This window comes from Kribbella sp. NPDC051936 (assembly GCF_040680955.1).
Lineage (GTDB): Bacteria > Actinomycetota > Actinomycetes > Propionibacteriales > Kribbellaceae > Kribbella.
In genome coordinates this window covers 275,123-286,974 of record NZ_JBFAXS010000006.1, presented here as the reverse complement: position 1 = coordinate 286,974, position 11,852 = coordinate 275,123, and the positions used below count along the sequence as shown (strand labels likewise).

Annotated in this window: 10 protein-coding genes and 1 pseudogene; 7 read left to right on the top strand and 4 right to left on the bottom strand. The window is 69.6% G+C overall.

The window, feature by feature from the left end:
• Window positions 1-14: 14 nt before the first annotated feature.
• Together AB0L64_RS22415 and AB0L64_RS22410 are read left to right on the top strand one after the other, a co-directional pair.
• A pseudogene (locus tag AB0L64_RS22415) lies at window positions 15-239 on the top strand (sigma factor); the annotation flags it as partial.
• Window positions 154-567, top strand: coding sequence for a sigma factor-like helix-turn-helix DNA-binding protein (locus AB0L64_RS22410; RefSeq protein ID WP_363713497.1), 414 nt, complete (start codon window positions 154-156; stop codon window positions 565-567). The pseudogene AB0L64_RS22415 and the gene AB0L64_RS22410, both read left to right, overlap by 86 nt.
• A 1,417-nt stretch (window positions 568-1,984) precedes the next feature.
• Here AB0L64_RS22410 and AB0L64_RS22405 read toward each other — a convergent pair.
• Window positions 1,985-2,737, bottom strand: coding sequence for a TIM barrel protein (locus AB0L64_RS22405; RefSeq protein WP_363712848.1), 753 nt, complete (start codon window positions 2,735-2,737; stop codon window positions 1,985-1,987).
• Window positions 2,738-2,881: 144 nt separating this feature from the next.
• Between AB0L64_RS22405 and rarD the strand changes: the two genes are divergently transcribed.
• The 4 genes from rarD (at window position 2,882) to AB0L64_RS22385 (ending at window position 6,658) form a co-directional block, all read left to right on the top strand.
• On the top strand, window positions 2,882-3,802 hold the full coding sequence (gene rarD / locus AB0L64_RS22400) for an EamA family transporter RarD (protein ID WP_363712846.1): 921 nt from the start codon (window positions 2,882-2,884) through the stop codon (window positions 3,800-3,802).
• A 70-nt stretch (window positions 3,803-3,872) separates the two neighbouring features.
• Complete coding sequence (locus AB0L64_RS22395; protein ID WP_363712844.1) at window positions 3,873-4,349, top strand: Rrf2 family transcriptional regulator; 477 nt, start codon at window positions 3,873-3,875, stop codon at window positions 4,347-4,349.
• Window positions 4,350-4,417: 68 nt separating this feature from the next.
• Window positions 4,418-4,873 (top strand): cupin domain-containing protein, encoded by a 456-nt coding sequence (locus AB0L64_RS22390; protein ID WP_363712842.1) that lies wholly within the window; start codon window positions 4,418-4,420, stop codon window positions 4,871-4,873.
• Window positions 4,874-4,999: 126 nt separating this feature from the next.
• Entirely contained in the window at window positions 5,000-6,658 is a 1,659-nt protein-coding gene (locus AB0L64_RS22385; protein WP_363712840.1) for a hypothetical protein, read from the top strand.
• A 24-nt stretch (window positions 6,659-6,682) separates the two neighbouring features.
• Here AB0L64_RS22385 and AB0L64_RS22380 read toward each other — a convergent pair whose 3' ends face one another.
• The gene (locus AB0L64_RS22380; RefSeq protein ID WP_363712838.1) at window positions 6,683-8,767 is read right to left on the bottom strand and encodes a bifunctional serine/threonine protein kinase/MFS transporter; all 2,085 of its coding nucleotides are present in this window, start codon (window positions 8,765-8,767) and stop codon (window positions 6,683-6,685) included.
• Window positions 8,768-8,927: 160 nt separating this feature from the next.
• Between AB0L64_RS22380 and AB0L64_RS22375 the strand changes: the two genes are divergently transcribed.
• Window positions 8,928-10,250: a cytochrome b N-terminal domain-containing protein gene (locus AB0L64_RS22375; RefSeq protein ID WP_363712836.1), complete on the top strand. Its 1,323-nt coding sequence runs from the start codon at window positions 8,928-8,930 to the stop codon at window positions 10,248-10,250.
• Here the strand turns inward: AB0L64_RS22375 and AB0L64_RS22370 are convergent.
• Window positions 10,237-11,373 carry an XdhC/CoxI family protein gene (locus AB0L64_RS22370; protein WP_363712834.1) on the bottom strand — a complete coding sequence of 379 codons (1,137 nt, stop codon included), beginning with the start codon at window positions 11,371-11,373 and terminating at the stop codon, window positions 10,237-10,239. The genes AB0L64_RS22375 and AB0L64_RS22370 overlap by 14 nt on opposite strands.
• Window positions 11,366-11,848: a (2Fe-2S)-binding protein gene (locus AB0L64_RS22365; protein ID WP_363712832.1), complete on the bottom strand. Its 483-nt coding sequence runs from the start codon at window positions 11,846-11,848 to the stop codon at window positions 11,366-11,368. Before AB0L64_RS22365 ends, AB0L64_RS22370 begins: the two co-directional genes overlap by 8 nt.
• Window positions 11,849-11,852 lie beyond the last annotated feature (4 nt).

Sequence of the window (11,852 nt, the reverse complement as noted above, 5' to 3'; positions counted from 1 at the left end):
TCCGCGGTGGCCGGGTGGTCCTTCAGGATGTGAGCATCGACGACGGTGTACTGGCCACGGGGGTGACCGCGGTGCGCGACGGCACGGAAACCTTCGACCGGTTCGTCGCCGCCCGCTCGCGGGCCCTGCTGCGGACCGCCTATCTGCTGACCCGTGACCACGCGCTCGCCGAGGACCTCGTCCAGACCGCGCTGGCCAAGGCCTGGTTCCATTGGTCCCGGATCCGCGAGGACAACCCGGAGCCGTACGTCCGGCGGATCCTGGTCACGACATACGCCTCCTGGTGGCGGCGCCGCTGGAACGGCGAGATCCCGACCGAGGAACTGCCCGACGCGCCGACCCCGAGCGGCGAGGACGGGCTCGACCTGTGGGACGCGATCGGCCGTCTCCCCCGCCGGCAGCGCGGTTGTCGTCCTGCGCTTCTACGAGGACCTCACCGAGGCCGAGACGGCCCGGCTGATGGGCAGCTCCGTCGGCACCGTGAAGAGCCAGACCGCCAAGGCACTCGCCAAGCTCCGCCTCGACCCCGCCATCGCCACCCCGGCAGATCTGGAGACGCCGCGATGAACCTCCAGGACCTGCGCGACGAGCTCGCGACCCGCGCCGACGCCGCCGACCGGCACGCGGGCGACCTGCTGCCCGGCGTGCAGCAGAAGATCCGCCACACCAAGAAGCGCCGCGCCTTCACCGCACTCGGAGTGGTAGCCGTACTGGCCGCGGTCGCCGCCGGCCTGGTCCCCACCCTGACCTCCACGCCGCCGCCCGCCGACAACCCGCCGCAGGACTACACCCGCGACGGCCTCACCGTGCCCGGCGTGGTCGGCAACGACAAGTTGCTCAAGGCATGGATCGGCGACCGCGACCAGAGCAAGCTGGCGTTCTCCTGGACCCCGACCACCAACTCGATCACCATTCACGCGAACTGCGAGGCGGACAACGGCATGTACGCCGTCCGCTTCCACATCAACGGGTGGTACGTCGGCGACGCAGGCTGCGATGCCGGCCCGGCCGCCTGGGCGATGGGCAGCACCGTCCGGCTCGGGCCGGATGCTGCCCTCTGGCTGGCCTCTCCGGTCGGCAAGCCGACACAGGTCACCGCGGAAGTGATCCACCTGGAGACCCGCAAGCCGGCCGGGAAGAACGGCCGGATCTGGTTCGGCATCTATTCCACGTCACCCGAACCGCCGACCGGCAACGGCGCACCGGCCAGGATCCCCCCGGCCGGACCGGACGCGTACCGCAAGGACGGCGTGGTCTACCGGAGGACCATCGGCGGCGACACCCTGGCCGCGGCGGCTGTCGCCAACCCGGGACGCAGCGAGGTGCGCTTCCGCTTCACCGCGACCGGAGCCAAGCTGGCGCTGCGCGACTTCTGCACCGCGAACGCGGGCTCGGACAGCAACGACCGGCCCTACTCGGTGTCGCTGCGCATCGGGCCCCGGGAGCCGATCGTGTCCACCTGCGAGACCCGGTCCACCGACGCGGGGAGCGGCGGCGGCCTGACGATCGACTCGCCGGTTCCGGCCGGACAGACCGTCGACGTGGTCGCGCGGGTCGTGCCGACCGACCCGAACGGCCCGGCCGTCCCGCCGGACGTCCGGCTGGGGCTGGGCGTGTACTTCCAGGGTCGGCAGCGCGTTGTCGACGGGTCGGAGCTCCCGGAGCGGACCGAGATCGGCGGGTACACGTACCGGCTCGCAGACCTGCAGACCGCGCCCGGACCCGACCGCCGGCTCGTGACCGACACCCCCGCGGACCAGCCGTACGTGGTGGCCTACGGCGCTTCGAGGCTTGGCACCGGCGAGTTCCGGGTCACGCTCACGGTCGGCAAGACCGAGACGGCCGCCGGCGTGGCACCGGACGCCGGCGGCATGGGCATCGGGTGGGACCTCCACGGCCCCGGCCCGGCCGACCGCGCCACCCTGACGGTCGCCGAAGGCAAACCGACCAAGGGAACGCTGATCGTGGCGATCTACCTGCCCGACTAGACCCAGCTGTGCAGATCGGCAGCGTCCTTGGTGAGCTGGTCGGGTGAGTCGTCGGCGACGAACTCGAGCAGCGCGTTGATCTCGCGGGGCTCGGCCGCCAGGCGGTCCAGGACCGGGCGCCACAGTGACTCCCGCGCCGCGAGCGGCAGCCGGTTGTTGGACGGCCACCACGAGAAGACATGCACCGTGCTCAGCCACGGCATCAACGCCTCGAGCTGCTGCAGGCACGCCGCGTCGTCGAGGTCGACCGGCGGCTGCCAGTACGTCGTGAGGTTCGCCGCGCCCACGTCGAGCAGCAGCGTGATCGTCGAGTCGACCTCGTCGGTCAGCGTGTTGCGGTGGAACTCCATCGCGATCTCGATCCCGGCGCCGGCGGCCATGTCGGCGAGCTCACCGAGTCCGCGGGTCACCGCCATCCGGTCACCGACGCCCGCGTCCGCCGTACCGACGTTGCCGGCCCAGACCCGGATCCGGGGCGCGCCGAGCGCCTGGGCGGTGGCGATTGCGGAGCGCATCTCCTCGCGGTCGACGCTGCCGGCCCGCAGGTACGAGCCGTACGCCGCGACCTGCAGGCCGTGCACCTCGGTCAGGTTGCGGACCCGCTTGGCGTTGACCAGATTGCCGAGCGGGACGTGCACGTCACCGCCCCACTCGATCGCCGCGAGCCCGGACTTCGCCGCCACCTCCACCACCTGGTCGACCGGCAACTGGCGAAAAGTCACCGAGACCAGACCGGTCCTCACACCCACGCGCGCCTCCTGGTGTCCACCCCTCCATCCAACCGCATCACACCAGCGGCTTCACGCCCCGCGTCAGCCGATGGACGGGCCGTGGCCGTCTCACGTCATGAGCAAAGTCGATAGATGCCAATGTCAGGCGATTAGGCTGGCGGGGTGCCGGAACAGCGACGAGGGTTCATCTACGGGTTCGCCGCCTACCTGATCTGGGGGCTGTTCCCGCTGTACTGGAAGCTCCTCGACCAGTCCGGCCCGCTCGAGCTGCTCGCCCACCGGGTGCTCTGGTCGCTGGTGACGCTCGTCGTCCTGGTCGCCGCGCTGCGGAAGTTCGCAAAGGTGAAGGCCCTACTCGCGGAGCCCCGCCGGCGGTGGCCGTTGATCGCGGCGGCGTTCCTGATCTCGGCGAACTGGGGGACCTACATCTGGGGCGTGCGCACCGGTCACGTCGTGGAGACCTCGCTCGGGTACTTCATCACACCGCTGTTCACGGTCCTGCTGGGCGTCTTCGTCCTGAAGGAACACCTCCGCCCGGTCCAGTGGACGGCGCTCGGGATCGCGTTCGTGGCCGTCGCCGGACTGACGATCGAGAACGGGCGGCCGCCGTGGGTGGCGATCATCCTGACCTTCTCGTTCGGGTTCTACGGGCTGGCGAAGAAGCGGGCCGGCGCGGGCGCGATCGAGGGGATGGCGATCGAGTCCGGCACCGTCGTACCGTTCGCGATCGCCGGGATCGTCGCGCTCGGGATGCACGGCGACACGACGGTCACCGCGCACGGGACGGCGTACCTCGTGCTGGTGATCCTGACCGGGCCGATCACCGCCGTACCGCTGCTGCTCTTCGGCGCCGCGGCGACCCGCAGTTCGATGACGACGCTCGGACTGCTGAACTACATCGCGCCGATCATGCAGTTCGTCTTCGGCCTGGTGGTCTTCCACGAGCACATGACCCCGATGCGCTGGCTGGGCTTCGGCCTGGTGTGGCTCGCGCTGGCGCTGTTCACCGTCGACAGCTTGCGCATCCGCCGCCGCCGGACGGTCGCCCTCGAACGTACGGCGGTGACCGCGTCGGCGGTCTGACGTGCCGGGCCTCTCAGCGGCCCAGGGTGTCTCTTGACGCATCATATTCAGGACATTTAGTATCCAGGTTATGCGGATGAACGAAGGCGTCGAGTGGGTGATGCACAGCTGCGTGAACCTCAGCTGGATCCCCGGCGAGGCGGTCACCGCCAAGCGGCTCGCGGCCTTCTACGACCTGCCCACGGCCTATCTGAACAAGCAACTCCAGGCGCTCACCCGGGCCGGCATCCTCACGTCGGTCTCGGGACCGAAGGGCGGCTTCCAGTTGGCTCGCGACCCGCGCGACATCAGCCTGCTCGACATCGTCGTCGCGATCGACGGACCCGACGAGGCCTTCCGCTGCACGCAGATCCTGAAGGGCGGCCCGGGCGCGGACGCGAAGGCCGACTACACCAAGGTCTGCGTGATCTCACAGGCGATGCGCGGCGCCGAGCTGACCTATCGCCGCGAGCTCGCGGGCCGGTCGATCGCGGACATCGCCGACGAGGTGGTCCGCCTCGATCCGGAGGCCCCCGGCAACACCCGGAACAGATTCGCCAACCTCTGAGCCTCCCCCGCAGCCTGTTCTGATGAATTGATTCTGGACATTCAGTATCCTGAACAAAGGAGATTCCGATGACCGTACTGATCCGCGCCGGTGAAGCCGAGACGCTGTCCGCGAGCGGAGTCTCGTTGCTGGCCGACGTGACCGACACCGGCGGGCACCTGACCAGCCACCGGTCGATCTTCCGGCCCGGCAAGGAAGGCGCTCCCCCGCACCTGCACCGCGAGGCCGCCGAGCTGTTCTTCGTACTCGGTGGCTCGCTGCGGGTCCTCACCGGCGAGAACCTCGTCGATCTGAACCAGGGCGACTACCTGCTCGTCCCGCCGAACACACCGCACGCCTTCGAGGCCGCGGGCAACGAACCGGCCGAGGTCCTCTTCGTCCTCACCAACGCCAAGCCCCGCTTCGGCTACTACCGCCTCCTCGAATCCGCCTACCAAGGCGAAACCGACTGGGCCGAGGTAGCCAAGACCAGCGACCTCTACGACAACCACTACGTCGAAAGCCCCACCTGGCAGAACCGCTGACGATGTTCGACCGGCCGACGGCGGCCGCGGCCTATTCACCTTACACACAAGGGATTTTCAGCCATTGCCGGCTTGCTGTAATCCATCCGTGATCTACAATGGAGCACATGTTCGAGAATGATCTGGATGAACTCAGCGACACGGGCCTTGCTGGCCGCGGCCGCCGAGTACGGTCGAGATCAGGAACACGCCGCGGTCGGGGTCTTGCGGGCAGCACTGGCGTTCGCGGACCGCAACGCCACGATTCCGGGTCACAAGCGGCTGCCCGGGTGTGAGCGGTTCGTCGTGTACGGCGGCGACGGCTGTCCGGAGGTGGCCGAGTTCGCGTCGGTCGAGTTCGGTGCCGTGCTGGGCATGTCGAGTGGTGCGGCGGCGTCGTTGATGGGCGAGGCGCTGGCGCTGCGGCACCGGCTGCCTCGCGTATGGGCAGCGGTGCTGTCCGGGCACGCGCTCAGCTGGCGCGCCCGCAAGATCGCCGAGGCGTGCCTGTCGCTGTCGTTGGAGGCCGCGGCGATCGTGGACGGCAGGGTTGCGGGGATCGTGAACACGGTCACCCCACGCAAGCTCAAGTCCATCACCACCGCAGCGATCTGGGAAGCCGATCCCGAGCAGGCCAACGCGAATGCAGAGGCGGCCGCGAAGACCCGCGGTGTGTTCGTCGCTCAATCCGATGAGCACGGCACCAAACGGATCTGGGTGCGCGCAGCCGCCGGCGATGTGATCCGGTTCGATGCCACCATCGACGATCTGGCCTGGGCACTGAAGATGCTTGGCGACACCGACGACCTCGATCAGCGCCGGGCGAAGGCGATCGGCTGGATCTGCGATCCCGCCGCCGCGGACCAGTTGATCGAGGTCGCACGCCACCTCGCCCGCACCCGTCCCACAGCCACAACCGCCCCAGGCGAACCGGCCCGCACGGACACCACCGAGACCGCCGCACCAGGTGCCGCGGCGGATCACGCCGACGGTTCGGACAGCATGGACGCGTTCACTCGGCAGGCGCTGGGCGGGAGCCTGGCGGCTCGGCTGGCCGCGATCAAATGCGATGCCTACAGCAACAGTCTTGGCGCAGCGAGCGGCGGACCCGGCCGCCGAAGCCGGCACACGCTGTATGTGCACCTCACCGACAAGACTCTTGCCACCGGCACCGGCGTACTTCGGGTCGAGGACCTCGGCCCCCTGCTTGCCGGCCAACTCAGCGAATTGCTCGGCCACGACCAGGTGATCATCAAGCCCGTGATCGACCTGCACGACCAAGTCAGCGTGCACAGCTACGAGATCCCCCACCGCATCCGCGAACGCGTCCGCCTGCGGCACCCGGTCGACATGTTCCCGTACAGCGGCGCCGAAGCCACGGTCTCGATGGATCAGGACCACATCAGGCCGTACGACCACACCGGCCCAGCACCAGCACCTGTGCGGCCAGCGCCGGCGGCATCAATGCGGTCGGCGTCAGCGGCATCAGTACGGCGGGCGTCGGCATCAGCAAGGCCACCGGGCTCAACGCGCCCACCTGCGACTCCGGTCCCACGAGCCGGAGCGCGGACACCTGGCCGGAGACGCTCACCGGACGGCACCGGCCCGCCCGGTCAAACCAGCGTCGGCAACCTCATACCGCAGAGCCGGCTCCATCACCGCGCCAAAACCTTCGGCGGCTGGAGAAGCCGACGCCTGCCTACCGGCGGAATCGAATGGACCAGCCCGCACGGATTCCGCTTCGTCGTCGACCACACCGGCACACACCAAGTCCCACGCCGGCCACACCCACACACCGGCCCCTGAAGCCGGGCTTCGGAGGATTGCGAGTCAGCGCTGGGGTTTGTGTTGGGCGACCTGGCGCGCGAGGTCGGCCGCCAGTGCCTGGACCTCGGTAGCGGGCGGGCTGCCTTTGTCGTCGGCTCGTTCGAGCTTGGTCTCGATCACCACGTTGTCGATCCGGATCTCGACGCCGACACCCAACGTGTCCTCGGAGTTGAGGTAGCTGTCGTACAGGTACCAGTAGGACTGGTCACCGTACGCGAGCGCGGTGACCCTGTGGCCGTCGTCCTCGGCCGATTGCTGCCGCGACGACATTCGGCGCTTGGCGTCGCGCGAGTTGTCGTGCATCGTGACGTAGACCTCGAGCTCGGCGCGGTCCTCACCGATGCGCTCCCAGGTGCAGTCGACGGAACTGGTTCCCGTGAACGCGTCCGGCTCCGGCGGGTCGTCGATGAAGCGCGCAACTCCGGCCTGAGACAGCGAACTCCATGAACAGATGCTGGGCAGCGAGGTGAAGTCGTCCCTGCCTTCGATGTCGTGGACGATGCTTTGAACGCCGATGATCACCGGCAGCACCAGCGCCGCCGACGTACTCACGACCGCTGCCCACCGGCCGACGCGTTTCGTCGGCGTCGATCGTACGGCGGGAATCGCCAGCAGCGCGGCCAGCACCGCGACGAGGCCGGCGCCGCCGAGAATCGTCGTCACGATGTTGCCGTCGTACGCGGGGAGCTTTCTCGTGCCGATGAGGGCGATGAAGCCACCGCCGACGGCCGCACCCACGACGAGGGCACCGGAACCTACGGCGCCGTGGACGGTTCGCGCTCTATGCAGTAGCTCAGCAGAAAGCAGACGGTGGCGCAGTACACGGGACAAGCGATGCCAGACGGCGAACGCGCCGACGGCAACGCCGCACAGCGCTGTCGTCGCGATCGGTCGTCGCGGGTCCATCAACAGGCCCGCTCCGACGAAGGATTCGCCTGTGACCAGTGCGCTGCCGAGGAGAGCCGCGGGCAGGCCGATCCACCGTTCGAGGCTCGGCGCCAGCCACGCGCCCAGTCCGGCGCCGACCGCCATCACGACGACAAGGACCAGGGCGATCCCGACCGGCATGCCGTTGGCCAGGGAGAAGACCAGGAGGGCCAGCAAGGTACCCATCACGGCATTCATCGCCACCAGCATCCCGGCGTTCGCCCGCAATGCCGGGGTGCTCCAGACGCCGACCGCTTCGCCAGATGGCAGCAATTTCGTTCCGGTCGGGATCTTTTCGGTGCGGGCGGTGATGGGCTGGGTGGGGTTCTCGAAGGTCGGGTAGCCGCCGGCGGTGGACAGGAGTTGGGTGCGGGCTGCGGTGGCGTCGAGGCGTTTGGTCGGGTCGCGTTCCATCAGGCCGGCGATGACCGGGGCGAGCGGACCGGCGAGGCGCATCGGTTCGGGGTCGCGGGTGAGGACTGCGGCGATCATCGCCGGGAGGTCGTCGAAGTCGTAGGCGTGGTGGCCCTCGACTGCGTAGTACAGCGTGGCTCCGAGGGCCCACAGATCGGCGGGGGCGCCGGGTTCGGCGCCGGAGAGTCGTTCCGGGGCGACGTACCCGAGGGTGCCGGTCACGATGCCGGTGCCGGTGAGCGTGCGGGTCGCGCCCGCGACCGAGGCGATGCCGAAGTCGGTCAGCATCCAGCGGTCGTCGGCGCCGAACATCACGTTCTGCGGCTTGACGTCGCGGTGCAGTACGCCGTTCGCGTGCGCCGCGCTCAGCGCCTCGACCAGCCGGACGCCGAGCTCCGCCGCCCGCCGCGGGCTGAGCGGACCGTTCGCGCGGACCACGTGGTCGAGTGTCCGGCCCGGCAGCAGCCGCATCACGATCCACGGCCGGCCGCCCTCGTCCACGACGTCGTGGATCGTGACGATCGCCGGGTGATCCAGCCCGGCGGCGGCCCGCGCCTCGCGCAGCGCCCGCAGCCGGAGCTTGTCCTGCTCCTCGGGGTTCAGCCCGTCGGGGATCCGCAGCTCCTTCACCGCGACCTCACGGTGCAGCACGGAGTCGAATGCCTTCCAGACCGTCCCCATCCCACCCACACCGAGCGGAGGCTCACTCAGGACATAGCGGCCGTTACCCAAGGTGCGTTCGGTCACCGCAGGACCTTATCCGCCCACAGTTCCACCGCCGCTCCACTTGCAGAGACCGTCCGGCGACCGTCCGCAACCGGCCACGGCCCGCGCACGTGAGCTGTAGCACGTCGCGTCACAGTCGTGCGCGCTGCGGTGTCGTATGTATGACCGAGGGAGGTCCAGCATGCAGAGTCGACTGGGCAATCTGCGAGCGAGAGTGTTTCCCGACCACTGGTCGCTGTTGTTCGGCCAGATCGCCTTCTACAGCTTCGTCGTGATCATGATCAGCGGCCTGGTCCTGATGGTGGACTACAAACCGTCCGTCGAGCCGGTCGTGTACGACGGACCGTACGGACCACTGCGCGGCACCGAGATGTCGCGGGCGCTGGACTCGACCCTCGCGATCACCTTCGAGACCCGTGCCGGGCTACTGGTTCGGCAGGTCCATCACTGGGCCACGCTGATCATGGTCGCGGCGATCACGCTGCACCTGCTGCAACTGTTCTTCACCGCGGCCTTCCGCCGGCCGCGGCGGCTGAACTGGCTGGTGGTCTTCGGCCTGCTCGTCCTCACGCTGGGCGCCTGCCTCACCGGGACCTCGCTCCCGGACGACATGGCCTCGGGCACCAGCCTCGCCGTCCTCGACGGTGTCCTGCAGGCGACGCCGTTCGTCGGCTCCGCGCTGTCGCACCTGCTGTTCGGCGGCGAGTTCCCGGGCGACGTGATCTCCCGGTTCTATCCGCTGCACGTCGTCGTCCTTCCGGCGGCGATCATCGCGCTCTTCGTCCTGCTCGCGCTCCGCAAGCCCGTGAAGCAGCCCGCGGAGAAGCCCCAGCGCACCGCCGGACGCGTCGACGTGGTGAAGAGCGCCGGCCTGTTCTGCTTCGTCGGCGGGGTCTCGCTCGTCATGGCCGCGACCGCGACGATCAACCCGGTCTGGCTGTACGGGCCTGCCGACCCGGCGGACACCTCGGCCGGCGTCGGCCCGGCATGGTACCTCGCGTTCCTGGACGGGTCGCTCCGGCTCGCGCCCGGCTGGGAGGTCGTCTGGTGGGGAAAGACGATCAGCCTGGCCGTCCTGTTGCCGGTTGCGCTCTGCACGCTGTTCCTCTTGCTCGTCGCGGTCTACCCGTTCATCGAGGAACGGGTGACCGGCGACCGCTCGGATCACTACGAGCTCGCGCGGCCGCGCGCCAACCCGACGCGCACCGGCATCGGCGTCGCGGGCATCGTGTTCTACGGCGTCCTTTGGGCCGCCGCCGGCGCCGACACGATCGCCGTACAGTTCCATCTCTCGTTCAACACGCTGCTGCGGCTGTTCCAGATCCTGCTGATCGTCGGTCCGCCCGCCGCGCTCTTCATCACGCGCCGTGTCTGCCTCGGCCTGCAGCAGCAGGAGCTGGAGATCGCGACGCACGGCATCGAGACCGGCCGGATCGTCCGGCGCCCCGACGGCGGGTACGTCGAGGACCACCGCCCGTCGGTCCGCCAGCTCACGTCGCGATGAGCGCGCCGTGAATCCGGCCCGTCGTGGTGGACAGCGGACGCGCACTGGCCGCGCTGCGGGAGGCGATGATCTCGGCCGCGATCGAGATCGCCGTCTCCTCGGGCGTCCGGGCGCCGAGGTCCAGGCCGGTCGGTGACGTCAGCCGGGCCAACTCGTCCTCGGTGACGCCCGCGGCGCGCAACCGCGACAGCCGGTCGAAGTGGGTACGCCGCGACCCCATCGCGCCGATGTAGCCGGCGTCCGTCCGCAGCGCCACCTGCAGCAGCGGTACGTCGAACTTCGGGTCATGGGTCAGCACGCACAGCGCCGTCCGGCGGTCGACCTGGTCGAGGACGCCCGCGAGGAACCGGTGCGGCCAGTCGACAACGACCTCATCGGCCTCCGGGAACCGGGCACGGGTGGCGAAGACGCCGCGGGCGTCGCACACCGTCACGTGGTACCCGAGGAACTTGCCGACCCGCGCCACGGCCGCCGCGAAGTCGATCGCCCCGAACACGAACATCCGCGGCGGCGGCGTCAGTGCCTGGACGAACACGGCGACGTCGGCCTGCCCGCAGTCCCCGTGCACGCCGTACTCGCGGATCGCGGTCGAACCGCTGCTGATCATCGCCAGCGCGTCCTGCACCACCGCCGCGTCCAGACCGGCGTCGCCCAGGCTGCCCTGGACATCAACGCCGACGTCGACGGCGCCGGTGACCGAAGGGCCGATGACGAGGCGCCGGCCGAGGCGCTCGCCCGCCGTGACCACGGTCGCCACCGCCATCGGCCGGCCTGTCGCGATCGCCTCCGCGACCGCGCCGAACTCGGGGTACGACGCCGGGTCGACCGGCTCCACCAGGACGTCGAGCAGACCGCCGCAGGTCAGGCCGATCGCGAACACGTCGTCGTCGGAGATCCCGTACCGCCGGACCACCGGCACCCCGGTCCGGATCACCTCTTCGGCCACCGCGTACACGTCGGCCTCGACACAGCCGCCCGAGACGCTGCCGACCACCGTGCCGGCGCCGGACACCGCCATCGACGCGCCCGGTTGCCGCGGCGCCGAACGGAACGTGCCGATCACCGTGGCGAGCGCGAACCTCTCGCCGTACCAGGGCCGGACGTGCGCGACGACGTCACGCACCCATGTCCTCCGCGCCGGCCTTCACGGCCTCGCGAATCCGGGAGTACGTGCCGCAGCGGCAGATGTTGCGCAGCTCGTCGAGGTCCGCGTCGGTGATGTCGCGGCCCTCCGCGCGGGCCTGCTTCACCTTCGCGACGGCGGCCATGATCTGACCGGGCTGGCAGTAGCCGCACTGGGCGACGTCGTACTTCAGCCAGGCCTCCTGCATCGGGTGCAGGTCCTTGCCGACCGTCGCCGGCAGGCCTTCGATCGTCGTGACCTCGTCCGACGGCTCGATGTCCTTCACCTGGACCGAGCACGGGTTGAACGCTTTGCCGTTGATGTGCGAGGTGCACGACTTGCACACCTCCAGCGCGCAGCCGTACTTCGGCCCGGTGACGCCGAGCAGGTCGCGCAGGACCCACAGCAGCCGGACGCTGTCCTCGGCCTCGACGCTGATCTGCTTGCCGTTGAGCTTGAAAGTGTGCGTTGGCATGAGA